A 24389-nucleotide genomic window follows, 5' to 3' on the forward strand; every position below is an offset into this window, starting at 1 on the left:
GGGACGACAGATCAGTTTGTAGCGACAGCCAGCGCAACAACGCGTTGCGCTTAACCCGCCGCCTTCGCGTCCCTGATCGCCTTCCAGATCTTCTGTGGCGTCAGCGGCGTGTTGAGCTGGGTGATGCCGAGCTCGCCGAGCGCGTCCATGACCCCGTTGGTGACGCAGGGCGGGCCGCCGATGGCGCCGGATTCGCCGCAGCCCTTGGCGCCGAGCGGATTGGTGCGGCAGGGCGCGGAATCGTCGAGCGTGACCACGATCGGCGGCACGTCATCGGCACGCGGGATGCAGTAGTCCTGGTAGCTCGCGGTCAGAAGCTGACCATCGGCATCGTACGAGACGCCCTCATACAGCGCCTGCCCGATGCCCTGCGCGACGCCGCCATGGATCTGGCCGGTGACCAGCATCGGGTTCACGGCGACACCGACATCATCGACGGTGGTGTAGCGCACGACCTTGGAGACGCCGGTATCGGGATCAATCTCGACCTCGCAGATATGCGTGCCGTTGGGCCAGCTCGGCCCGTCAACCTCGCCTTCGGAATCGACGCTGAGCTTGGCGCCATCCTCCTTCTCGGCGATGTCGAACAGGCTGATGCGGCGGTCGGTGCCGACCACGGTGAGCATGCCACCCTGGTACTCGATGTCCTCGACCGAGGTCTCCAGCACGTTCGCCGCCTTCTCGCGCGCCTTCTGGATCAGATCGTTGGAGGAAACCGCGACCGCGGTGCCGCCGACGAACAGCGAGCGCGAGCCGACGCTGCCAAAACCCATGGCGAGATCGGTGTCGCCTTGCACGACGTCGATCTTGTCCATGGCAACGCCGAGCGTATCGGAAATCATCTGGGTGTAGGTCGTCTGCAAGCCCTGCCCCATCGCCATGGTGCCGGAATGCAGCACGACGCGGCCTTGCGAGGTCGCATGCAGGCTGACCTTTTCAGTATGGGCGCGGCCACCGGTCCATTCGATGTAGGAGGTGAGCCCGCGGCCATAGAGCAGGCCCTTCTTTTTCGCGGCCTTCTTGCGCGCGGCAAAGCCGTCCCAGTCCGCAAGCTTCACGGCGCGGTCGAGCATGTGCGCGAAGGCGCCGGAGTCATAAACCTGGCCGGCAGCGTTGGTGTAAGGGAGCTGCGCCGGCTTGATGTAGTTCGCTTTCCGGATCGCGCGCGGATCCATGCCGATTTTTCGCGCAGCTGCGTCGAACAGGCGCTCGACGATGAACACCGCTTCGGGCCGGCCGGCGCCACGATAGGCACCAACCGGCGCGGTGTGCGTCATCACCGACTTGATCTCGAAATGCACCAGCGGCAGGTCGTAGACGCCTGTCTGCACGAACGGCCCGAGCACCAGCGGGATGATGTTGGCAGCACCCGAGGAATAGGCGCCGGTGCAGCCGATCGAGGTGACGCGATAGGCGAGCACCTTGCCCTTCTCGTCCAGCGCGAAAGACGCGGTCGAGGTGAGATCGCGGCCATGGGTGCCGCCGACGAATTCGTCGGTGCGATCGCCACGCCAGCGGATCTTCTTGTTCAGCTTGGTCGCGACATAGGCGACGATGCCGTCTTCCGGATAGAGGTTGGTCTTCTGGCCAAAGCCGCCGCCGATGTCGCCGACCAGCACGCGCACGCTGTCCTTGGGACGCTTGAGCACTGCTTCCGCCAGCACGTCGCGGGTCGAGGCTGGCGTCTGGGACTGCACATGCAGGAGGAGACGGCCGGTCTTCTTGTCGATCTCGGCAATGGTCGAGCGCGGCTCCATGGCCGAGGGCACTAGGCGCTGACTGACGAGATCGAGCTCGACCGTGTGCGCGGCCTTGGCGAAGGCCTCGTCCACCTTGGCGGCATCGCCGTAGGCCATCGCGCCGACGATGTTGTCGGGCGCCTCCGGCCAGACCACGGGCGCGCCGGGTTTCACGGCCTCGACGGGATCGACCACCGCCGGCTGCACATCATACTCGACCACGATCGCCTCAGCCGCGCTCTGGGCCTCTGCACGCGATGAAGCCACCACGGCCGCCACCGCCTCGCCGGTGTAACGCACCACCTCATGGGCGAGCAGCCGCCGCGGCGGCACAGTCATCGGCTTGCCGTCGGGGCGTTTGAAGATGCTCAGCGTCGGGATAGCACCGACGTCGTCCTTGATCAGGTCCGCGCCGGTGTAGATTGCGGTGATGCCGGGCATCGATGCGGCTGCGCCGGTGTCGACCGAGACGATCTTCGCGTGCGCATGCGGCGAGCGCAGCACGTGCAACCACAGCGCACCGTCGTCCGGCTTGTCGTCGATGAATTGCCCCTTCCCGGTGAGCAGCCGCTGGTCTTCCAAACGCTTGACGGGCTGGCCCGCTCCGAAACGCAAATTGCCGGGAAGAATGTTCATTCCGCTGGTCCTCTAAGCCTCAAAGTGCGGCCGCCTTTTAGCGGATCGAGGTAGAGGAGACCAGCCGCGCTTTTGGGCCAGATATCCACGGATTCGTCATGCCCAGGCTTGTCTTGGAGATCGTCATTCCGGGTCGATGCACAGCATCGAATTACGGTGCGCAATTGAGCAACTGAGAATCTCGAGATTCCGGGTTCGCCCCGGAATGACAGCTACGCCAGCTCCTTGAGCGCCGCTTCCACCGCCTTGCGCGCATCGGCGTTGAGCGCTGCCTGCGGCGGGACGGGGTCGCCGACGTCGTAGCCCTGGATCGCAAGGCCGGCCTTGATGCAGGCGGCGAGGTTGAAGCGGGCGAAGGCCTCGTTGATGCGCCACAGCTTGCGCTGGAGCGCCATGGCCTCATCCCAGCGGCCGGCCCGGCAGAGGTCGTAGAGCGCCACGCTCTGACGCGGGATGATGCAGGCCGGTCCCGCCATCCAGCCGAGACCACCAATCAGCATCACCGCGGCCGGGATATGGGCGGAGGCCGAGAACACGCGCAAGGAATCGCCGCAGCGGTTCATGATCGACAGCAGCCGGCCGGTGTTGGTCGAGGCATCCTTGATGTAGCCGATGCGCGGATGCTCGGCGAGGCGCGCGATGACATCGAGGGTGAGGTCAGAGCGCTGGAATTGCGGATTGGTGTAGATCACGACAGGAATGTCGACGGCATCGGCGATGCTGCGGAAATAGGATTCGATCTGGGCATCGGCGAGCGGGAAATAGGCCTCGAGGATCGCCAGAATGCCGTTGGCGCCCAGCTTCTGACAGGCCTGCGCTTGCGCCACGGCGTCCGCCGTCGACGTCGACGCAACGCCCGCCACAACAGGCACGCGGCCCTTCGCAGCCTCGATGGTCGTCTGCACAATCGCCGTACGCTGCGCGGCATTGAGATAGGCGAACTCGCCGGTCGAGCCTAGCGGCGTCAGCCCGTGCACGCCGGCGCCGATCAAATCGTCGCAGAGCTTTGCGAGCACGTTCGTCCGCACCGCGCCGTCGGCATCGACGGGCGAGACGAGGTAGGGGAAGACGCCGCGAAAATCAGTCATGGCGGGAATAAAATCCGGAGGAAGCCAGTCTTGTCTGGCAGGTGCGCGATCCATCGCGTGCTACCATGAGGTACTATTGCCAGCAAGCGATCGGCCTTCGAAGAGCGCATTTGGTGTCCTAGGGATTATCCTGCCGCGTTGGCAGGTTTCGTTGCGTTGCGTCAGCCTCCTCACCGTCGCGCTGTGCTCCGGCATGGTTCAGGCCGGTGAATGCCCCTCGCCGCAATCGGAGATCGCGACCGATCGTCCCGATGTGACCAATTCGAGCCTGGTCGTGCCCGATGGCAGCATCCAGATCGAGAACGGCGTCCACACCTCCGGCCAGAGCAGGGCTAAGGGCTTTGACAGCAGCAACAGCCGGCTCCGCTTCGGTGTCGCACCCTGCCTCGAGGTGCTGGTCGACGTGCCGAGCTATGTCGGGCGGCTGACGGGCGCGATCGACACCGGATTCACCAACGTCTCCCCCGGCGTGAAATGGCAGGTCAGCGGACTGCCTGAGCCCGCCAACCTCTCCGTGGTGTTCGGCGCAAGCCTGCCGACTGGCACGCCCGCGATCACCGGTCCAGGTTTTCAGCCCTATCTGCAACTCCCCTGGTCCTACGAGCTCGGCGGCGGCTGGGGCATCAGCGGCATGTTCACGAGCTTCTTCCGGCCGTCAGATCCGACCAGCCACCAGACCAGCGAGGCCACCTTCGTGATCGAGCGAAAGGTCAGCGAGAAGCTGGCGCTGTTCGCCGAATATGTCAGCGACACTCCGTCGCGCGGCGCAAGCACCGCGCTGCTCAATGTCGGCGGCGGCTATCTCTTGAACCGGACCGAGCAGATCGATTTCCACCTTGCCTTCGGTCTCAACCGAAACTCGCCGGATTACATCATCGGCGTCGGCTATTCCTACCGCTGGGACAACGTCCTCGGTACGGCGACGAGACCGCGTCTTTGGCATTGATGGGAAACAGTCGCGGATATCAGCGAGCTGACATCTTCGCACTCACAATCGATAATAGTTTACGCGATTTTATGCATCCTTCCGGTGTGAACGGCTTCACACCGGACCTGGCCACACGGGTCTAGCGTCGCAGGCGCTGCGGACAGCGAGCGCAGCGATCCCTTAGCGAGGAGTCAGGCCATGGAAATTTGCATCAACTTCGGTGGCAAACGGCATTGCTTCTTCCTGCCGATCTTTCAGATCCCGATCCACTGGGGCAAGCCCGGCCCCGGACCGGTCAACTACCCAGCCTTGTTCCAGGATTCGATGATCCTGGCTGCCGTGGCCGATGTGGCAAAGCAGATCACCGACGAGCACGTGCGGAAATCGGTCGAACAAGGCATCACGGCGGGCTTCCAGGCTGCGCAGAAGCACGCGGGACCCGACGTCTCGATCAACCCCGTCGCACGCGGCTGATCGCGCGCTGATGACGGCGCGGAGGGCCATTCGTCCCCTCGCGCCGCCTCTCCCTTTCGAAACGGCAAATGAACCGTTCCATCTCGGCTCGGACTAATGATGGCGTGCAACCAGGCAGGGGAGCCACATGTTGATCGTCACCACCGAGAACGTCGCGAACCATCGCGTGGTCCGGACGCTGGGCCAATGTTTCGGCATCGTCGTCCGCAGTCGCGGACTTGGCGGCAATATCGTCGCCGGCCTGCGCTCGATCGTCGGCGGCGAGATTCCGGAATATACGAGGCTGCTGGAGGACGCACGCCGTCACGCCGTTGATCGCCTGGTCGAGAACGCCACCGCGATGGGCGCCAATGCAATCGTGATGATGCGGTTCGACTCCGCCGAGATCGGCCAGACCATGAGCGAGATCGTCGCCTACGGAACGGCCGTCGTCATCGAGCCGGCCGCGCGCTAGGATCGGACCATGTCGCTGCCGATCGGTATCGCCGCGCTCCTGATCGCAATCCTGCTGCTGGTCGTCGGCCACTTCTTTCCGTTCGGCGTGCCGCTGACATTTGTCGGCATCGGCCTGATCGCAAGCCTGATCTACGACACACGCTACAAGCCGGCCTCGAAGCAGCCCATCGGGCCCGGCTGGGTCGATACCGGCGAGCGCTTCATCGATCCCGAAACCAACAAGCGCGTCGCGGTGTTCATGCGGCCCGAAACCGGCGAACGGGCCTATCGCGAGATGTGAGCCGCCGGCTCACACCTTGAGCAGCCGCACGCGCGTGCCCCAGGGATCGACCGCCTCGACGCCGTCCGGTAGCTGCACGATCCGCGCCCCGCCCTTGCGCAGGCGCTCCTCTTGCGCGGCGAGCAGATCCGGCTTTGCCATCACCAGCGAGAACCAGGCGAGCCCCGTCGTGGAATCGTCGCGCTGGCCGGCGCCCTGGCTCTGCCAGACATTCATGCCGAGGTGGTGGTGATAGCGGCCCGACGACAGGAACGCGGCGCCGTTGCGGCTGCGGGTTGGGTCGAGGCCGATCGCGCCGTGGTAAAAGCTCGCCGCCTGCGCGAGGTCGCCGACGCGCAAATGCATGTGGCCGACACGCATCCCGTCCGGCGCCTTGGCATAGTCGCTGACGCGCGTGTTGGTCAGCGACAGCAGGTCGGGAATATTGAGCTCATCGGTCGCCATCTTCACGCTGCCCTCGCTCCACTGCCATTGCGAGGGATCGCGGTCGGCATAGACCTCGATGCCGTTGCCTTCGGGATCGTCGAGATAGACGGACTCGCTGACGAGATGATCGGCAAAGCCCGACAGCGGCACGCGGTGCGAGGCGGCATGGACCAGCCAGCGTGCGAGATCCTTGCGCGTCGGCATCAGGAAGGCGGTGTGGTAGAGGCCGGCGGCGTTGCGTGGCTCGATCGCGGCATCGGGACGGGCTTCCAGCACCAGCAGCGTGATACCGGCCGTGCCGAGCCTTGCGGCGGCGCTGGAGCGCTCCATCACGGTGAGCCCGATCACGTCGCGGTAGTAATCGGCGAGCTTGTCGAGATTCTTCACCCGCAACGTCACCATGCCGACCCGCATCGGCGTGCGGCTGGCATAGGTCGGCCCGCCGCCTAGCGGATTGCCCTCGGCGCGTGCAGCGCCGGCCGCGGCCATTGCGAGTGAGGTCGCGCCGGCAAGTTGAAGCAGGGTACGGCGGGTGAGGTCGATGGTCATTGGTCAGGGCTCGCTGGCAAATTTTAGGGCCGTACGGTGCAATTTGGGGATTGCTACACGTTCCCGTGAGCGGCTCCCAATCACATGTTCGTCGGCCGTGGCTGAGGGGAGGACTGGCCACCCGGCCAGTTTCGCAATTGGCCGCGACATCCCAGATTGGAGGCAGCTTACAGGAGCCTTCCATGACCGACCTCACCCCTCTCACCTCGCTGTCGTCCGCGCTCGCGGACGTCGTGGCGCGCATCGTGCCGTCCGTGGTCTCCGTGCATTCGCATCGCTCCCGCTCGACCGGCTTCGTCTGGAAGGGAGGCCTGATCGTCACCGCCGATGAGGCGCTGGCCGATGAGGGCGACATCCAGATCGTCCTTGCTGACGGCACCACGGCTGCCGCCACGATCGTCGGCCGCGACCACACCACTGACGTCGCATTGCTGCGCGCCGATACCGCCATCGCCCCGGTCAAGCTCGCTAGCACGGCCCCTGCCCTCGGCGCGTTGTCGGTCGTCGTCGCCACCAATCGCGATGCGCCAAGTGCGGCGCTCGGGATGGTATCGGTTTCAGGCAAGAGTTGGCGCTCCCTGCGCGGCGGCGAGATCGATGCGCGGATCGAGCTCGATGTTCGCCTGCGTCCGAGCCAGGAGGGCGGCCTCGCCCTCAATGCCTCGGGCGAAGCCTTCGGCATGGCCGTGCTCGGACCGCGGCGCGTGCTGGTGATCCCGACGGCGACAATCGAGCGCGTCGCAGCCCAACTCGAGACCCGCGGCCGCATTGCCCGCGGCTATCTCGGGCTCGGGCTGCAGCCGCTGCGGCTCGATGACGGCATCGGCGCGATGGTGATGAATGTCGACAAAGCAGGTCCGGCGGCCACGGCGGGCATCTGCCAGGGCGACGTGATCGTGGCAGTCAATGACCAGAAGCTTTCCGGCGTGCGTGCGCTGTTGCGGACGTTGGGACCTGCGAGCGTCGGCCAGATCATCGACGTTGCGGTCCGCCGCGGCGGCGAACCGGCGAGCTTCAAGGTCACGATTGGCGAGAGGCCGGAGGCGTGAGCGAGGACACCACGCCGGAGATCGTGCTCGCCCTCGAGATCGACGATCCCGCCCTCGCCGACCGCCTCGCGACGTTGCTCGGCAATGTCGCGGGGCTTCGCCTCGCCGCGCCCGGTGAGACCGCCATGGCGAGCGTTGTCGCACGCGATCCGCGCGTCATGCCGGAGGACATTGCGCTGACGCAGCGCGAGCTCGATGTGCTGGCATTGATGGCGGAAGGCGCCTCCAACAAGATGATCGCGCGACAGCTCAATATCTCAGTGCACACCGTGAAATTCCACGTCGGCTCCTTGCTCGACAAGCTGGATGCCACCGGCCGCACCGACGCGGTCGCGCACGCGGCGCGCCGCGGCGTGATCGAGCTATAGCGCGGACGGAAAGCTGAGCTCGACCGTCAGGCCCGGCGCGTTGTCGTGCAGCGCGATCTCGGCGCCATGCAGGCGCGACACCGCCGCGACAAGACTCAAGCCCAGGCCGTTGCCCGGCGTATAGCGGCTCTGCTCGAGCCGGTAGAAGCGCTTGAACACGTGATCATGCTGATCGGCGGCAATGCCCGGACCATCATCGGCGATGGCGATCATCGCGCCATTACCGGTGTTGCGGCAGGTTACGATCACCTTTCCGCCCGGGCGGCCGTGCTTGATCGCGTTGTCGACGAGATTGGCGATGGCATCGAACAGCAGATCGCGATCGCCCGTTACTGCGACGTCGCGGTCGCCGCCAAGGCTCAGGCGCGTCGCAACCTGCTCGGCGGCGGCGTCGTAGAGCTCGACGACCTCGCCGGCGATCTCGGCGAGGTTGAGCCCACGAAACGCGCTGCGCCGGGCGCGGGTCTCGATCTCCGAGATCCGCGTGATCGAGGCGAACATGCCGAGCACCGCATCGAGATCGGCGATAGTATCGCCGATCAGGGCTGCATCGGCCTCACTGTTGCGCTCGTGATGATAGGCCTTTTCCAGCCGGCCGCGCATGCGCGTCAGCGGTGTGCGCAGATCGTGGGCGACATTGTCGCTGACCTGCTTGACCTCGCCCATCAGCGTCTCGATCCGATCGAGCATCTGGTTGAGGTTCTCGGCGACACGGTCCCATTCGTCGTGGCTGCCGCGCAGCGGAATGCGCCGGTCAAGTCCGGACAGCATGATGGCGCGGCTGGTGGCGTTGATCTCCTCGATCCGCCCGACCGTGCGCCGCGTCACCAGCACGGCGGCAAGACCGGCCAGCACGACCAGCAGCAGGGCGACGGCGATCATCGCGAGCTCGAGCATGGCAACGAAGCCGCTGTGGTCGCCGGCATCGCCGACGCGGCTCCTGACATAAGCGAGCGTGCCGAAATAGACGTAACCCATGATCGCCGCGACGATCAGGCCGAAGATCGCAATCGCGATCAGCGCCAGGCGGAAGGTCGAGGAGCGAAGCGTGTCAGCCAGGAGCACGGAGGCAATATCCAATGCCGCGGATGGTGTGGATCAGTGGATAGGCCTGGGCATCGTCGACCTTGCGCCGGACGCGACCGACATAGACGTCGATGATGTTGGTGGAGGGATCGAAATGCAGGTCCCAGACGTGCTGGAGCAGCATTGCGCGGGACACGACACGGCCCTCGTTGCGGACGAGATATTCGAGCAGTTGGAATTCGCGCGGCAGCAGTGGAATCTTGCGGCCGCGGCGGCTGGCATTGCGCGCGATCAGGTCGACGGCGAGATCGCCGACGCGCAAAATGGTTTCCTTGGCGATGGTCTCGCTGCGGCGCCCGAGCGCCTCGAGGCGCGCGAGCAATTCGACGAAGGAGAACGGCTTGACGAGATAGTCGTCGCCGCCGGCGCGCAAGCCGCGCACGCGGTCGTCGACCTCGCCGAGCGCGGAGATGATGAGGAAGGGCGCGGCGATGCCGTCGTCGCGCAACTGGCGCATCACGGTAATGCCGTCGAGATCGGGCAGCATGCGGTCAATGGTGATCACGGCATAGTCGCGCGCAACGCCCTGGCTGAGCGCTTCTCGGCCGGTGGCGGCGAGATCGACGTCGTAGCCTGACGTCGTCAACTCCTCGACGAGCTGGCCTGCGGTCTCCGGATCGTCCTCGACGACGAGGATGCGGCGATGGCCTCCGGTCATGACAAACTCCGCGCGACGATCGCCACCAGATTATCCCGTTCCGGGGCTGAGCGGAACCACCCGGCGGCGATCGCGACAATGGTGCGGGCCCGCGATGCTAATACCAGGTATCCCCGCACACATTGACCCATTGCCACCCATAGGGCGTCAAGCTCCTGCGCCAGCAGCCATCGTAATAGTTGTCATAATAGTAGGGCGCGCCGAACACGGCGAAACGGCGGAAATGATGGTGGTGGAAGAAGGCATGCCGGCCGATGAAGGGCCGGCTCGCACCGACGAAATGCGGCCCGATCGCCGCATGCGCGAAGCGTGCGCCGCCGAAGGCGGGCCCGCCAAGACCCGGTCCACCCACATGGGCGAAATGCGCGCCGCCCATGCCGCCGACATGCATGCCGCCACCGAAGCCGCCGGCGCGCATGCCACCGCCGCCGAAATGGCCGCCGCCACCAAATCCACCGCCGTGACCGCCACCGCCGCCGCCCCCTCGGGCGAGAACGGGCGATGCGAGTGCCAGTGCCGCAACAATCGCTACCGCAGTGAGGCCTTTGAGAAGCCTGTTGTCCATCGAAGCATCCTCCGTGCTGCGCGGCGATATTGCTGCCGCACCAAGGGGATCAGAGAGGAAGGGACAGGCACGTTCAACTTACAAGCGCGCCAGATTCTGACGCGGAAGTTAGGGAGGCTGAGCTCTATCGCTCCCTCGCGCCGTTCTTACGGGGAGAGGGTGGGGTGAGGGGCTGCTTCCACGAATACGATTTGAGCTTGAGGGGACAGCAGGCCGGAGCCCGATGGACAATTCATCCGGCTCGCAGGTTACCCTGCCCCTCACCCCAGGATCCGCGCTTTCAGCGCGAATTCCGACCTCTCCCCGCAAAGAGCGGGGAGAGGTTCAGAGATTACGCCCGCTTGCCGTTGTTCTTCTCCGCCGCCCTGCGCATCGCCTCGGCGAGTGCACCGCCGCCACCGGAGGATTCCTGCTTGCGCGGGGCCGACGAGGTCATGCGGGCGGGGTTGCGTGTGTTGTTGTCGCGCTGCATGCCGGGCGTGTCCTTCTTGGCACCGACCTCGTCGTCGAGGCGCAGCGTCAGTGAGATGCGTTTGCGGGCGACCTCGAAGTCCAGCACCTTTACCTTGACGATGTCGCCGGGCTTCACCACCTCGCGCGGATCCTTGATGAAGTTCTTGGACATCGCCGAAATGTGCACGAGACCGTCCTGGTGCACGCCGATATCGACGAAGGCGCCGAAGGCGGCGACGTTGGTGACGGTGCCCTCGAGGATCATGCCTTTCTGGAGATGCTTGATCTCCTCGACGCCCTCCTTGAACACTGCGGCCTTGAACGCCGGACGCGGGTCACGGCCGGGCTTTTCCAGTTCGCGCAGAATGTCGGTGACGGTCGGCAGACCAAAGGTCTCGTCGACGAAATCCTTCGGCTTCAAGGTGCGCACGATCTCGCTGCTGCCGATCAGCGCCTTGATGTCGCTCTTGGTGGCCTCAAGAATCCGTCGCACCACCGGATAGGCTTCCGGATGCACGCCGGAGGCATCCAGCGGATCTTCGCCGCCGAGGATGCGCAGGAAGCCAGCGCACTGCTCAAACGCCTTCGGGCCGAGCCGCGGCACCTCCTTGAGCGCCTTGCGTGACTTGAACGGGCCGTTGGCATCACGATGCGCCACGATGCTCTGCGCGAGGCCCGAGCCGACGCCCGACACGCGGGCGAGCAGCGGCGCGGAGGCCGTGTTGACGTCGACACCGACCGCGTTCACGCAGTCTTCGACCACGGCATCGAGCGACTTGGCGAGCTTGGCCTGGCCGAGATCGTGCTGATACTGGCCGACGCCAATCGCCTTGGGCTCGATCTTGACGAGCTCGGCGAGCGGATCCTGAAGCCGGCGGGCGATCGAGACCGCGCCGCGCAGGGTGACGTCGAGGCCGGGCAGTTCCTCCGAGGCGAAAGCCGAGGCCGAATAGACCGACGCACCCGCTTCCGACACCACGATCTTGCTCATTTTCAGCTCGGCCAGACCCTTGACCAGATCGCCGGCGAGCTTGTCGGTCTCGCGCGAGGCAGTGCCGTTGCCGATCGCGATCAGCTCGACGCGATGCTTGATCGCGAGCTTGCCGAGGATCGCGAGCGCCTCGTTCCACTGCCGCTGCGGCTCGTGCGGATAGATCACGGCGGTATCGACCACCTTGCCGGTCGCGTCGGTGACGGCGACCTTGACGCCGGTGCGATAGCCTGGATCGAGACCCATGGTGGCGCGGGTGCCGGCGGGCGCGGCCAGCAGGAGGTCGCGCAGGTTCGAGGCGAACACGCGCACGGCCTCGGTCTCGGCTGCGTTCCACAGCCGCATGCGCAAGTCGATGTTGAGATGCACCTGGATCTTGGTGCGCCAGGCCCAGCGCACGGTGTCGATCAGCCAGCGGTCGCCGGCGCGCTTGAGGTCGGCGATGCCGAAGCGCTTCATGATCTTCAGTTCATAGGCACCCGGCACGCCGGCCGGCGGCGCCTCGGCTTCGGCCTGGATCTGCAGGTCGAGGATCTCTTCCTTCTCGCCGCGGAACATCGCGAGGATGCGGTGCGAGGGCAGCTTGGTCAGCGGCTCGGAGAAATCAAAATAGTCGGCGAATTTCTCGCCCTCGGTCTTCTTGCCCTCGCGCACCTTGGAGGCCATCCGCGCATTGGTCCACATCTCCTCACGGAGCACACCGATCAAATCGGCGTCCTCGTCGAAGCGCTCGACCAGGATGGCGCGGGCACCGTCGAGCGCGGCTACGGCATCCGCAACGCCCTTCTCGGCATTGATGAAGCCCTCGGCCACGACCTTCGGATCGTTGCCGGACTCGGCGATGAGCTGATTGGCGAGCGGCTCGAGACCGGCTTCCTTGGCGATCTCGGCCTTGGTGCGGCGCTTCGGCTTGAACGGCAGGTAGATGTCTTCGAGGCGCGCTTTGCTGTCCGCGGCCATGATCGAGGCTTCCAGCGCTGCGTCGAGCTTGCCCTGCTCGCGGACCGATTCGAGGATCGCCTTGCGGCGGTCTTCCAGCTCGCGCAGGTAAACCAGGCGTTCCTCCAGGGTCCGCAATTGCGCGTCGTCGAGCGCACCGGTCGCTTCCTTGCGGTAGCGGGCGATGAAGGGAACCGTGGCGCCGCCGTCGAGCAGCGTCACCGCCGCCTCGACCTGCTCCGCCCGTACCCCAAGCTCCTGCGCAATTTTCTGGTTGATATTTGCCACGCGAGATTTCCTCTATATCCAAGCACGCGACGCAAACCGAAATCCGGCCGCGGGAGGCCGCTTATGGACCAACCAAGGTTGATTCATCAAGGTGCGGCGCGCAACCGTCGACAGAGGATTTTTTGTTGAACCGATGCGATCTCGCCACAATCGTGGGGATGTCGCGGGGGGCAGATAGCGGAAGTTGAGGCACACGCTCCCTCCATCGTCGTTGCGAGGAGCCTTTGCGACGAAGCAATCCAGAATCCCTCCCCGGAAAGACTCTGGATTGCTTTGCTTCCACCTTCGCTCTTCGAGCTTCGGCGGACAAGGCGCTCGCAATGACGGAGCAAGGGGCGGCAACCGGCTCCTCCAATGAACATTTCGATTCGCAGACACGCCTTCTCGCTCTCGCGGCGCGTTTCGCCCGAGTTTTGCTGTTCGCTTCACGCCCTCTGCAAACAAAGGGCGCAGGGAAGGCCGGGTGCCGGCTGGCACCCACGGTCCGCCGTGCGCGTGTAGCGCAAAAAGACCTGCACAGCGGCATACAGGTGAAGCCGAACACACGGCCTTCCCTGCGCAGTGGTCGGACGGCTTATGCCGTGCTCTCCCGGGAGCCGAATTCCTTCTGGCCTCCCTCGCGCCTGCGAAAGTTACCGACATTGCGCCGGTTGACGCCAATGCCGCATTCGCAAAGCGCTTGACCGTAGCAACGACGGCCGGGACCACACGGTTTTGCCGTACGCAGGCAAATCCTGCTTCGCCCCAAGGGGCTTCGCAGCACAAGGCGCCGTTCGTACAACGCGGCTTGCAAGCAGCTCACGGGGCTCGGCTCAATCCACTGCCCCGCCCTGCCACTCGCATCCGCGACGGCGCTGCCCAGCGTCCACCGCAGCCCGATCCGCGGTTCGCGACGACGTACGACCGCCCCTTTTCGCCGGATCAGGATGGGTGTCGTGTACGACAAATCCGAATTTCGGTAAAGCGAAATATTTTTGAGCCATGGCATTGACACGCACGGGACACAGGGGCGCGGGTGATCGCCGTCGCCAGTGCTCGTCACACAACTCCGGTGTCGTCCTGGCGAAAGCCAGGACCCATTACCCCAGGGAGGAGTTTGGCGAAGACTCGTCGTTCGGTACTGATGCCGGCCACAACCGATAAATCACGCGATATGGGTCCTGGCTTTCGCCAGGACGACAATGGAGATTGGCGCGCCGCTTGACATCCACCGCGCTTCCACGGCTGTTGGGCGCGCCGGACCACCGAACTTCCCACGAGGACCATCCATGCGGACAACATCGGCCGGCGTCTTCAAGATCGCCACCAAGGGGCCTGGCGACGTCTCCGGCCTCATGAGCCTGATCGTTACAGGCGCGATCGATCCGGCCTCGATCCTGGCGATCCTCGGCAAGACCGAGGGCAATGGCGGCGTCAATGATTTTACGCGGGAGTATGCCGTCGCCGCGCTGTGCACGGCGCTGGCGCCGAAACTCGGCCTGACGCCGCACGAGGTGGAGCAGCGCATCGCTTTCGTGATGTCAGGCGGCACCGAAGGCGTGCTCAGCCCGCACATCACGGTGTTCACTCGCCAGCAGGTTGCGACACCGCCGGCCGGCGTCTCCGGCAAGCGCCTAAGCATCGGCATGGCGCAGACCCGCGATTTCCTCCCCGAGGAGCTCGGCCGCTCCGCGCAGATCACCGAGACGGCCAAGGCGGTGAAGGCGGCGATGGCGGACGCGGGCATCACTGATGCCACTGACGTCCATTTCGTGCAGATCAAGTGCCCGCTGCTGACCAGCGAGCGTGTCGAAGCGGCAAGCGCGCGCGGCAACAAGACGGCGACGATCAGCGCCTATAGCTCGATGGCCTATTCGCGTGGTGCCTCAGCGCTCGGCGTTGCGGTCGCGCTCGGCGAGATCCCCGCCAACATCCACGACGACGACGTGCTGCGGCGCTACGATCTGTTCTCGAAGGTCGCCTCGACCTCGTCCGGAATCGAGCTGATGCACAATGTCGTCATCGTGCTCGGCAATTCGGAAGGGTCGCTGAGCGAGTTCGAGATCGGGCACGCCGTGATGAGCGACGCGATCGATGCGCCGGCGGTGGTGTCGGCGCTGACGAGTGTTGGTCTTGGGGTCGCACCACAAGTTGTCGCGAACCGCGAGCTCGTCAACATCTTCGCCAAGGCCGAGGCCTCGCCTGATGGCACCGTACGCGGCTGCCGCCACACCATGCTTGAGGACACCGACATCAGCTCGACACGCCACGCCCGTGCCGCGGTCGGCGGCCTGATCGCCGGCCTTGCCGGCACCAGCGCGGTCTACGTCTCCGGTGGCGCCGAGCATCAGGGCCCCGCCGGCGGCGGCCCGGTTGCGGCGATCGCACGGCTAAAGCCCTAGCAACCGCGACCTCTCCGCGCCCCACGCAACCCTGCCCCTCGCGCCGGCTCAGTTGATTCATACGGGCCCATGCGAAAAAGGTGGCGCCGCACCTCGAGGGGATTTTGACTTCATGACTTTGCCGATGAGCTGGAACGAATGGACGCAGCATGATGGCGTCGGACTTGCGGCGCGCGTCCGCAAGGGCGAGCTGACGGCGAAGGAATTGGCACATCAGGCTGCAGCCGCCGTTGCAAAGGTCAATCCGACACTGTCCGGCGTGGTCGAGCTGTTCGATGACGTGATCGCCGATCCCGCCAAGGACGGCGCCAATCTCGCGGGTCCCTTCGCCGGCCTGCCCTTCCTGATGAAGGATCTGGGACCGACGATGAAAGGCCGGCTGCAGGAAATGGGCTCGCTGCTGATGCGGGGCAACCGCGCCGCTGCCGACACGTTCCTGACCGGCAAATTCCGCCAGGCAGGCCTCAACCTGATCGGACGCACGACGACGCCGGAATTCGGCGTGTGCAGCTCGGCCGACAATCCGGCCGTGTATGTCACCCGCAATCCCTGGAATACCGACTACACCACCTGCGGCTCGTCGGCGGGCAGCGCCGCGATGGTTGCGGCCGGCGTGGTGCCGATCGCGCACGCGACCGACGGCGGCGGCTCGATCCGCATTCCCGCCGGCGTCAACGGCAATATCGGGTTGAAGGTCTCGCGTGGCGTGTTCTCGCTCGCGCCGCACATGTCCGATCTCACTGGCCTCGTCTCGATCCAGGGCTGCCAGTCGCGCACGGTGCGCGACACCGCCGCGTTCGTCGACCATGCCCGTGGGCCCGCGCCCGGCGAGTTCATGCCGTTCTGGACCACGGCGCAGCCCTATTCCGAGATGATCAAGCGCGATCCGTCGAAACTCCGCATCGCGCTGTCCCACGCCTGGGGCGACTACACCGCGACGCCGGAGATCGCGGCCGAGCTGGAGAAGACCGGCCGTTTCCTCGAAGGCCTCGGCCATCACGTCGACTACGCGCTACCCGAGCTCGACTTCCGCGCCGCCTTCGCAGCGCAGACCACTTGCTACATCTCGAACTTTTCGGTCGTGATCTCCAACATGCTGGCCGCGCGCGGGCTGGAGCGCCCGCCGGAGGATCTGATCGAGCCGATGAACATCCGGATCTGGGAAGCCGGACTGCACACCAGCTTCGCCGACCGGGCCAGGATGCAGGCCGTGTTCAACACGACCTCACGCGGCTTCGGCAGCTTCTTCGAGCAGTGGGACGTGATCCTGACGCCGATCACCGCGCTGCCGACGCCGAAGGTCGGCACGAAGGAATATCTCACCATCTCCGACAACCCCGATGTGCTCGACTGGTTCGGTCATCTCTGGCGCTTCTTCGCCTTCACGCCACTCGCCAATCTCTGCGGCATGCCGGCGATCTCGATGCCGATGGCGGCCCAGGACCACGGCCTGCCGCTCGGCATCCAGGCGATCGCCAAACAGGCCAATGACGGCCTGCTGCTGCAACTCGCAGCCCAGATCGAGCGCGCGCTCGACGGCAAGTGGAACGGCGGCAAGAAACCGAAGGTGCATGTCGGCTAGGTGAGCGGCGAGCGCGCTAAGATGCGATCGCCTGTCACGATCTCAGTTCTTCACCGCCGGGATGTCCTCTGGCTGCTGTTGCTGCTGGCCCTGCTTGTACATCGCCAGCGCCTTGTCGAGCGCTTCGCGCAGCGCCAGCGCCGCGGCCACGCTGCAGCGCAGATGCGCCGTCTGGACCACGTCGACCCTGACGGCCGCGCCGACCGGCATCAGCAGGTTCGCGGCGAGCTCGATCTGGATCGCGCCGTTGTGATGGCCGAAGCAGGACGCGCCGTCAAAATAGATGATCGGGGCCCGCTCGGAGCTCGAGCTGGAAATGGTGACCGGCCCCTGACTGGTGGCGGGCGTTTCGGGATCGGTCATGGGATACTCCTCGCGGGCAGGGAACGAACGCCCACCATCGTTGCTTCGGCCGGCTCTGTCGAGGCCAAACCGGCCCTGCGGCGCCGCCGTACGGGGTTTTGCGCGGTGCGCGACACTGGTCTAGAACATCGCCATGCCTAGCTCACCGACCACGCTTCCGTTCGAGGAACTCGCCGAGGCCATCAAGGGCCGCCGCTCCGATTACGGCCATATCAGCGGGCTCCAGCTCGACCGCTTCGCGCCGGGCGAAGCCTGGTCGAGCCTGCCCTACCGGCCCGTCTTCGTCGGCGACGCCGAGACTGGTGTTCTTCACGGCGGCGTCGTCACCGCGATGCTGGACGAAAGCTGCGGCATGGCGGTGCAGCTCGCGCTCGATGGCACCCGCGCCATCGCGACGCTCGACCTGCGCATCGACTACCAGAAGCCAGCCACGCCAGGCCTCGACATCAAGGCGCATTCGGTGTGCTACCGCACCACGCGCTCGATCGCCTTCGTGCGCTCCACCGCGTATCAGGAGTCCGAGGACGATCCGGTGGCGACCGCCACCGCCTGCTTCATGATCGGCGCCAACCGCACCAACATGCTTGCGGACCGCCGGATGGATACGCGCAACATCCCGACGCTGGAGGCGCCGGAGGATCCGGACGGTCCGTTCGCCAACAGCCCGTTTGCGCGCGCCCTCGGCATTCGCGTCAACGACGACGGCACGCTGACCATGCCGTTTTCGCCAAAGATCATCGGCAACCCGATCCTCCCCGCCATCCATGGCGGCATGACGGGCGCCTTCCTCGAGACCACCGCGATCCTCGGCGTGCGGCGTGAGCTCGGGATCGCGGCGCTGCCAAAGCCCATTGGGCTCACCGTCAACTATTTGCGCTCCGGACGGGCGCTCGACACCATCGCCAATGTCTCGATCGTGAAACAGGGCCGGCGTATCGTCGCCTTCGAAGCGCGGGCCTGGCAAGACGATCCCGACAGGCCGATCGCCTCCGCCTTCGGTCATTTCATGCTGCGCCCGACACCCGGAAACGACGAGGAACAGGCGTATTCTGCTTGACTGCCGGGGCTTGGAACCCAACGATGGCACAAGCCAGCAAGAGGTAGTGGGTTGCGGCATCCGATCGACATCGTCGCCATGTTTGCCGCCATCTGGCTATTGGCGTCGATGGTGCTCGACGCGCTGACGCCGAAGGAGCTGACCGCGGTCATGATCGCGATCGCGATCGGGCCCGCCGTGATCATCACCGCCGTGTTCTACTATCTGCGCTGCCCGCGCACCGATTTCGCGGTGATGTTCGCAGCGCTCTGGCTGATCTCCGACATCGCGATCGCCTTCATCTCGCCGAAGGAACTGCCGCATTTCCTGATCGTGCTCGGCTTCGTGCCGGCCGCGCTGATCGGCATCGTGCTGCACTGGCAGCGCTTCCAGCGCCGCCATGAGCGGTTGCCGGTGCCGTCGGCGAAGCGCGGTTAACGCCATAGCAGATTGGTTTTGGCGAGGTCGATCACCTCGTCGCCACGGCCACTCATCACCGCGCGCAGCACCATCACGGCTTGTTATTGCGGCTTCAGTCTTTCGCAATCGCTCGATCGTAGGCGTCGATCGTCGCCTTCGCGCGTGCGGCGATATCGGCGGCTGACATCCCGGGCTTGTAGAGGCTGGACCCCAGTCCGAACGCCGTGACGCCGCCTTTGATGTATTCGGCAAAATTCTGATCGGAGACGCCGCCGACGGCGGCGATCATCACACCTGCGGGCAGCACGGCGCGGATCGCGGCGATGCCGGACGCGCCGAGCACGCTCGCCGGAAAGAATTTCAGGCCTGATGCGCCGGAGCGCGCGGCGAGCAGCGCTTCCGTCGGCGAGAACACGCCGGGCAGCGTCACCATGCCGTGCTGATGTGCACGCGCCAGCACCTCGGTGTCGACATTCGGCGAGACCATGAGCTTGCCGCCGACATCGTTGAGACGATCGACATCGGCCGCAGTCAGCACCGTGCCGGCACCAATCAGCACGCCTGAAGGCGCGAGCTTCGCCGCAAGGCCGATGGAGCGGAACGGATCCGGCGAGTTCAGCGGGATCTCGATCGCGGTCATGCCGGCCTCGATCAGCACGCCGACGATGGCCTCGGTCTCCTCCGGTTTCACGCCTCGAAGGATCGCGACCAGGGGCCGCTTCATCGACGGAAAGGGAACGCTCATCTCAAAAATCCTCTCACTTCGTCCAGATCGCCGCAGCCGCCATCGACAGGCCGCGGCGCACCGCTTCATCAGCGTCGATCGGGTTCACCTCGACATTCAGCGCGCCGAAGGCAAGCCGGTACAGTGCCGCCAGCCGGCCCGATGCAATCAGCGTGACGCCGGCCTTCGGCACGCTGCCGGAAAGCCCTGCCGCCAGTTCGGCGCCGATCAACGTGCCCGATAGCGTCTCGCGCGCAGCGGCCGGCGTGCCGCCGAACAACAGCTGACGCGACCGCGCGGTGAACAGAAGATTGGCTGCAAAGGCTGGCGCTTCGTACGCGGCATTCACCGCCGCCTTGAAGCTCGCGACATCCTCGGCCTCATCCGCGCCGGCCACCGCGAGCGCGAGAATCGTCTCGCGCGACACGACGCTGAAGAGCTCGCCGGTCATGAACGTCGCGAAATGTTCGACCGTGCCATCTTTCACGCGCACCCATTTTGAATGCGTGCCGGGCATGCACACCAGCGCCTCGCCTGCGGCTCCCAAGCCGAGCGCACCGAGCAATTGCGTCTCCTCGCCGCGCATCACGTCCGGTGCTTTTGTGTCGCGCTGCGCGATGCCCGGCAGGATGCGGATGTCGCGCCCCTCGCCCGGTACGCGGGCGGCTTGCTTGAGGACCGCCGACAGCGGCGCCGGCGTATCGACATAACCGGCCTCGACCCATCCGGTCTTGGCCCCAGCCATGCCGCAGATCAGCACTGGCAGATGAGCCGGCGCTTGAACCGCGGCCAGGTGCGCTTGCAGCACGCCGGGGAAGCCGGCCTTGGCCGCGGCCATCATGCCCTCATCGCTGCGGCGCTCGGCCAGCACATGGCCAGTGCGATCGACCAGCCAGAGCCGAAAGCTGCTCGTGCCCCAGTCCACCGCGACATAAGCAGGTTCTGTCATTTCGAATCGTATCCTCAGGTCTCACGGCCGAGACGCCGTCTCGCGACAATGAGACGGCGCGTTGCAAATCCGCCCCGGGATATCGGCTATTGCGGCCTTAAACCAGCGTTTTCTCACAAGCTTGAGGCGCTCCCGGCGCTGGCACACCGCTTGCTGAAGCCATTTCCGTTCACGTCAGCGAACGCGCAGCAAGACGCGTCAACATCAGATGAGGAAACCCATGGAGATCGGCTATTTCACGATGCCTTCGCATCCGCCGGAGTGCGGCCTGAAGGAAGGACATGACTGGGACCTGCAGGTCCTGCGCTGGCTCGACGAGCTCGGCTATCAGGAAGCCTGGATCGGCGAGCACCACACCGCGCCCTGGGAACCCAATCCCACGCCGGACCTCTTGATCGCGCAGGCCCTGATGCAGACCAAGCGCCTGCGCATCGGCCCCGGCGGCTTCCTGCTGCCCTATCATCACCCGGCAGAGCTCGCCAACCGCGTCGCGATGCTGGACCATCTCTCCGAGGGCCGTCTGAATTTCGGCGTCGCTGCGTCCGGCCTGCCGAGCGACTGGGCGATGTTCAACGTCGACGGCATGAGCGGCCAGAACCGCGACATGACCCGCGAGGCGCTCGAGATCATCCTGAAGCTGTGGACCGAGCCGGCGCCGTTCACGCACAAGGGCAAGTTCTGGACGGTGACCAAGCCCGACACGATGTTCGACTTCCTCAAGCCGCACATCAAGCCGTTGCAAGCGCCACATCCGCCGATCGGCGTCGCCGGGCTCTCGAAGAATTCGGACACGCTGAAGCTCGCCGGCGAGCGCGGCTTCATTCCGATGAGCCTCAACCTCAACCCGGCCTATGTCTCCAGCCATTGGGACTCGGTCGAGATCGGCGCCGCCAAGACCGGCCGCAAGCCGAACCGGCAGGACTGGCGTCTGGTGCGCGAGGTGTTCGTCGCCGACACCGATGAGGAGGCCTGGAAGCTTTCGACCGGGGACATGATGGGCCGGATGATGAGCGAGTACTTCCTGCCCCTGCTCGGTCATTTCGGCTTCAAGGACTATCTCAAGCACGCGCCCGACGTGCCCGACAGCGACGTCACCGTCGAATATTGCGCCAAGCGGAACTGGATCGTCGGCTCGCCTGCGACCATCGCCGAAAAGATCGAGACGATCTATGACGAGGTCGGCGGCTTCGGCGTGCTCTGCGTGTTCGGCTTCGACTACAAGCACAAGCCGGAAGCCTGGCACCACTCGCTCTCTCTGCTCAAGAACGAAGTGATGCCGCGCCTGACGCATCTCGGCTCCGCGAAGAAGGCAGCTTGACCGGATACGGGTGCGGCGCGAACGTGCCGCACCCGCCATTTCTCTTGGGAGATGTCGACGTGACGGTGGACGCCAAGGATTTCAAGCAGGCGATGCGCCAATGCGCCGGCGCGGTCGCACTGGTCACGGTCGGCGCCGAGCACGGCAAGCGCACCGGGCTGACGGTGACCTCGGCCACCTCGCTGTCCGACAACCCGCCGTCGCTGATCGTCTGCGTCAACCGCAACGCCAGCGCACACGCGCGCATCCGCGAGGAAGGCGCGTTCGCGATCAACTTTCTGCACGAGGATCACGCCCTGCTGGCGCTGACCTTCAGCGGCCAGAAGGGCGTCAACGGCGACGAGCGGTTTGCGTTCGGCCAATGGACGCGCGAGGTGACCGGCGCGCCGGTGCTGACGGATGCGGTCGCCGCGTTCGACTGCGCGCTGGCGCAGGAGTTCGAGACCAGGACGCATTCGATCTTCGTCGGCGAGGTCCGCGGAGCGACCCATTCGGCCGCGGCCGCACCGCTGGTGTATCTGCGCAGCAGCTTCCACACGCCGCAGGAAATCCGCGAGACAGTTTCCGTGGGCGATCTCGATTCGCGGCATTTGAGCTGGACGGATTTTTCGTAAGGGTGCGCTACTGTGCGGTCTCGATCTTCATCGCTTTGATCTTCCGATACAGTGTCGCGCGGCTGAGCTTCAGCGTTCGCGCCGCCTCGGTGACGCGGCCGCCGTGCTTGCGAAGCGCCTCGACGATCGTCGCGCGTTCGGCGGCTCCGAGATCGGTCGCCGCTATCCTCCCTCCGAATGGCGGGAGATCGAGATCGGCATCCACGATGACGCCCCCCTCCGCCGTACAGCCGGCAAGTCGCAGCACGTGACGGAGCTGGCGCATGTTGCCGGGATAGGAGTAGGTCGACAGCAGCGCCCATGCTTCGCCCGAGAGGCGGCAGGTCGGCGCCTCCTCGCATGCGATTTGGCGGATGATGTCATCGCGATCCGCGCGCTCGCGCAGGGCCGGCAGCCGCACCTCCATGCCGCGCAGGCGAAAATAGAGGTCGGCGCGGAAGGCACCCTCCTCCGCCATGCGGCCGAGATCGCGATGGGTGGCGCTGATCAGGCGGATGTCCACCGGCACCGGCTTGAGCGCGCCGAGCGGCCAGACCTCGCGATTCTCCAGCACGCGCAGCAGGCGTGTCTGCAACGCGATCGGCATGTCGCCGATCTCGTCCAGAAACAGCGTGCCGCCGTCGGCCTGCACGATCAGACCCTTCGAGCCGTCGCGGCGCGCGCCTGTGAAGGCGCCGGCCTCGTAGCCGAACAGCTCGGCATCGATCAGGCTCTCCGGCATCGCCGCGCAATTCAGCGCGACGTAGTTGTTGCGGGCGCGATTGCTCGCGGCGTGAATGGCACGCGCGAACACATCCTTGCCGACGCCGGTCTCGCCGTGCAGCAGCACCGGCAGGTTGTGATCGCCGATGCTCCGGAGCCGCTTCACGCTCTTGACCAGGCCGGGATCGCGTCCGGCGAGCCGGTGGAGCGCGTCGAAGCGATCGGCGGGTGCATCACGGCGCAGCGCGGAGGATTTTGCGCGCAGCGGCGGGGTAACATGGCTCCGTCCCAGCGGACGGCCGTCGGCGCGGCGCAACTCGACGAGCTCGTCCGCATGGCGCGAGGGATCGAGCTTGATGTAGCGCGACAGATCGATACCCGATGCAATCAGGCCATCGGTGAGGCCGAGCAATGCGCGCGCCTGCCGGCAGGCGCCAACGATGCGGCGGTCGTCGTCATAAGCGAGCAGACCACTACCGCCGTCGCCCGGCACGGTCGCGATCCAGGCGTTGCGGAAATGATCGCGGAAGATCGCGCCCTCCATCCGCCGCGTCGCTTCCATGGTCACCGCGAGCGCGAGCTGATGCGCAGTGCGTTCGAGGTCCTCGCGGCAGGAGGTGATGTTGACCGCGCCGGCAAGCCGCCCGGCCTGATCGAACAACGGCGCCACCGCGCAGGAGAACATGTGCCATTGCGCACGAAAATGCTCGTCGCGGTGCACCAGGATCGGCTTCTGCTCGGCAAGCGCTGTCCCGAGCCCGTTGGTGCCCTCAAAGGTCTCGGCAAAGTTCGAACCGGTATAGATCTTCCAGTCCATGAACATTCGCGCATCGGATTCGCCCGGCAGGCGACTGAACAGCATGGTCGCGTTCACGTCAGCCAGATTGACGCAATAGCCGGCGTCCCGCAGCACGCGGGCAAGATCGTCGAGTTCGGGCGTGAGCAGCCGGATGGTCTCTTCCATGGGCTCGGCGACGTGACGGACCTCGGCCTCGGTGAGGGTCTGCGGCGGGCCTTGACGGGCAGGATCGAGCTTGTGGCTGATCAGGCAGCGCCGCCAGGAGTTTTCGATGCGCGACGATGCGTCGACGTCGGCCACGTGATTGGCCACGGACAAGACACGGGCGACATGGTTCGAGGCCGAGAGGCTGGCCATCGCGGACGTCTCCACCCTGTATTATTGTGCAAAGTCTGGCAGCACGGGCGGGGATGTCAATCGGGAACCGGTTTTCGCTGTCATTCCTGGGCGGCTCGAAGAGCCGAGCTATGGTGCGCAATTGCGCACCTGAGAATCTCGGGATTCCGGGTTCGCGCTGACGCGCGCCCC

At 65.5% G+C, this 24389-nt stretch carries 23 protein-coding genes; 12 read left to right on the forward strand and 11 right to left on the reverse strand.

Translation table 11 applies throughout. The features are described from left to right. Nucleotides 1–50 precede the first annotated feature (50 nt). Both JQ587_RS21030 and JQ587_RS21035 read right to left on the reverse strand, forming a co-directional pair. Entirely contained in the window at nt 51–2375 is a 2325-nt protein-coding gene (locus tag JQ587_RS21030) for a xanthine dehydrogenase family protein molybdopterin-binding subunit (RefSeq protein ID WP_212426511.1), read from the reverse strand. 212 nt (nt 2376–2587) lie between these two features. Continuing rightward, nucleotides 2588–3463: a dihydrodipicolinate synthase family protein gene (locus JQ587_RS21035; protein WP_212300083.1), complete on the reverse strand. Its 876-nt coding sequence runs from the start codon at nt 3461–3463 to the stop codon at nt 2588–2590. Nucleotides 3464–3614: 151 nt separating this feature from the next. Between JQ587_RS21035 and JQ587_RS21040 the strand changes: the two genes are divergently transcribed. The 4 genes from JQ587_RS21040 to JQ587_RS21055 all read left to right on the forward strand — a co-directional run bounded on the left by JQ587_RS21040 (nt 3615) and on the right by JQ587_RS21055 (nt 5601). Next, on the forward strand, nt 3615–4409 hold the full coding sequence (locus JQ587_RS21040) for a transporter (protein WP_249154425.1): 795 nt from the start codon (nt 3615–3617) through the stop codon (nt 4407–4409). Nucleotides 4410–4589: 180 nt separating this feature from the next. Further along, on the forward strand, nt 4590–4865 hold the full coding sequence (locus JQ587_RS21045) for a hypothetical protein (RefSeq protein WP_212426513.1): 276 nt from the start codon (nt 4590–4592) through the stop codon (nt 4863–4865). A 127-nt stretch (nt 4866–4992) separates the two neighbouring features. Continuing rightward, complete coding sequence (locus JQ587_RS21050) at nt 4993–5319, forward strand: YbjQ family protein (RefSeq protein WP_212426514.1); 327 nt, start codon at nt 4993–4995, stop codon at nt 5317–5319. A gap of 9 nt (nt 5320–5328) precedes the next feature. Beyond that, nucleotides 5329–5601: a hypothetical protein gene (locus JQ587_RS21055; RefSeq protein WP_212300087.1), complete on the forward strand. Its 273-nt coding sequence runs from the start codon at nt 5329–5331 to the stop codon at nt 5599–5601. Nucleotides 5602–5610: 9 nt separating this feature from the next. Here the strand turns inward: JQ587_RS21055 and JQ587_RS21060 are convergent, their stop codons facing one another. Beyond that, on the reverse strand, nt 5611–6576 hold the full coding sequence (locus JQ587_RS21060; RefSeq protein ID WP_212426515.1) for a VOC family protein: 966 nt from the start codon (nt 6574–6576) through the stop codon (nt 5611–5613). 182 nt (nt 6577–6758) lie between these two features. On the opposite strand from JQ587_RS21060, the gene JQ587_RS21065 reads away from it, so the two are divergent. Beyond that, a complete protein-coding gene (locus tag JQ587_RS21065; RefSeq protein WP_212426516.1) occupies nt 6759–7625 on the forward strand; it encodes a S1C family serine protease in 867 nt (288 codons plus the stop codon). Continuing rightward, complete coding sequence (locus JQ587_RS21070) at nt 7622–7993, forward strand: response regulator transcription factor (protein WP_212300090.1); 372 nt, start codon at nt 7622–7624, stop codon at nt 7991–7993. Before JQ587_RS21065 ends, JQ587_RS21070 begins: the two co-directional genes overlap by 4 nt. Here JQ587_RS21070 and JQ587_RS21075 read toward each other — a convergent pair. From JQ587_RS21075 to JQ587_RS21090, 4 genes are all read right to left on the reverse strand, one after another. After that, nucleotides 7988–9058 carry a sensor histidine kinase gene (locus JQ587_RS21075; protein ID WP_212426517.1) on the reverse strand — a complete coding sequence of 357 codons (1071 nt, stop codon included), beginning with the start codon at nt 9056–9058 and terminating at the stop codon, nt 7988–7990. The two genes, JQ587_RS21070 and JQ587_RS21075, sit on opposite strands and share 6 nt — an antisense overlap. Further along, nucleotides 9045–9737 carry a response regulator transcription factor gene (locus tag JQ587_RS21080; protein WP_212426518.1) on the reverse strand — a complete coding sequence of 231 codons (693 nt, stop codon included), beginning with the start codon at nt 9735–9737 and terminating at the stop codon, nt 9045–9047. Before JQ587_RS21080 ends, JQ587_RS21075 begins: the two co-directional genes overlap by 14 nt. Before the next feature lie 97 nt (nt 9738–9834). Further along, nucleotides 9835–10302, reverse strand: coding sequence for a hypothetical protein (locus JQ587_RS21085; RefSeq protein ID WP_212426519.1), 468 nt, complete (start codon nt 10300–10302; stop codon nt 9835–9837). Between the two features lie 331 nt (nt 10303–10633). Next, complete coding sequence (locus JQ587_RS21090) at nt 10634–12973, reverse strand: Tex family protein (protein WP_212426520.1); 2340 nt, start codon at nt 12971–12973, stop codon at nt 10634–10636. A gap of 1268 nt (nt 12974–14241) precedes the next feature. Between JQ587_RS21090 and atzD the strand changes: the two genes are divergently transcribed. Continuing rightward, nucleotides 14242–15354 carry a cyanuric acid amidohydrolase gene (gene atzD, locus JQ587_RS21095; RefSeq protein WP_212426521.1) on the forward strand — a complete coding sequence of 371 codons (1113 nt, stop codon included), beginning with the start codon at nt 14242–14244 and terminating at the stop codon, nt 15352–15354. A 112-nt stretch (nt 15355–15466) separates the two neighbouring features. Then, complete coding sequence (locus JQ587_RS21100) at nt 15467–16936, forward strand: amidase (RefSeq protein WP_212426522.1); 1470 nt, start codon at nt 15467–15469, stop codon at nt 16934–16936. A 42-nt stretch (nt 16937–16978) separates the two neighbouring features. Here JQ587_RS21100 and JQ587_RS21105 read toward each other — a convergent pair whose 3' ends face one another. Then, nucleotides 16979–17299, reverse strand: coding sequence for a hypothetical protein (locus tag JQ587_RS21105; protein WP_212300097.1), 321 nt, complete (start codon nt 17297–17299; stop codon nt 16979–16981). Nucleotides 17300–17432: 133 nt separating this feature from the next. Between JQ587_RS21105 and JQ587_RS21110 the strand changes: the two genes are divergently transcribed. Continuing rightward, entirely contained in the window at nt 17433–18356 is a 924-nt protein-coding gene (locus tag JQ587_RS21110; RefSeq protein ID WP_212426523.1) for a PaaI family thioesterase, read from the forward strand. Between the two features lie 51 nt (nt 18357–18407). Then, complete coding sequence (locus tag JQ587_RS21115) at nt 18408–18773, forward strand: hypothetical protein (protein WP_212300099.1); 366 nt, start codon at nt 18408–18410, stop codon at nt 18771–18773. A gap of 94 nt (nt 18774–18867) precedes the next feature. Here the strand turns inward: JQ587_RS21115 and JQ587_RS21120 are convergent, their stop codons facing one another. Beyond that, nucleotides 18868–19500, reverse strand: coding sequence for a 2-dehydro-3-deoxy-6-phosphogalactonate aldolase (locus tag JQ587_RS21120; RefSeq protein ID WP_212426524.1), 633 nt, complete (start codon nt 19498–19500; stop codon nt 18868–18870). A gap of 13 nt (nt 19501–19513) precedes the next feature. Beyond that, nucleotides 19514–20428 carry a 2-dehydro-3-deoxygalactonokinase gene (locus JQ587_RS21125; RefSeq protein WP_212426525.1) on the reverse strand — a complete coding sequence of 305 codons (915 nt, stop codon included), beginning with the start codon at nt 20426–20428 and terminating at the stop codon, nt 19514–19516. Between the two features lie 220 nt (nt 20429–20648). On the opposite strand from JQ587_RS21125, the gene JQ587_RS21130 reads away from it, so the two are divergent. Further along, a complete protein-coding gene (locus JQ587_RS21130; RefSeq protein WP_212426526.1) occupies nt 20649–21746 on the forward strand; it encodes an LLM class flavin-dependent oxidoreductase in 1098 nt (365 codons plus the stop codon). A gap of 59 nt (nt 21747–21805) precedes the next feature. Further along, on the forward strand, nt 21806–22360 hold the full coding sequence (locus JQ587_RS21135) for a flavin reductase family protein (protein WP_212426527.1): 555 nt from the start codon (nt 21806–21808) through the stop codon (nt 22358–22360). Nucleotides 22361–22367: 7 nt separating this feature from the next. Here the strand turns inward: JQ587_RS21135 and JQ587_RS21140 are convergent, their stop codons facing one another. Continuing rightward, nucleotides 22368–24218, reverse strand: coding sequence for a sigma-54-dependent Fis family transcriptional regulator (locus tag JQ587_RS21140; protein ID WP_212300103.1), 1851 nt, complete (start codon nt 24216–24218; stop codon nt 22368–22370). Between the last annotated feature and the right edge of the window lie 171 nt (nt 24219–24389).

It is taken from the genome of Bradyrhizobium manausense (assembly GCF_018130615.1).
Classification (GTDB): Bacteria; Pseudomonadota; Alphaproteobacteria; order Rhizobiales; family Xanthobacteraceae; genus Bradyrhizobium; species Bradyrhizobium manausense_A.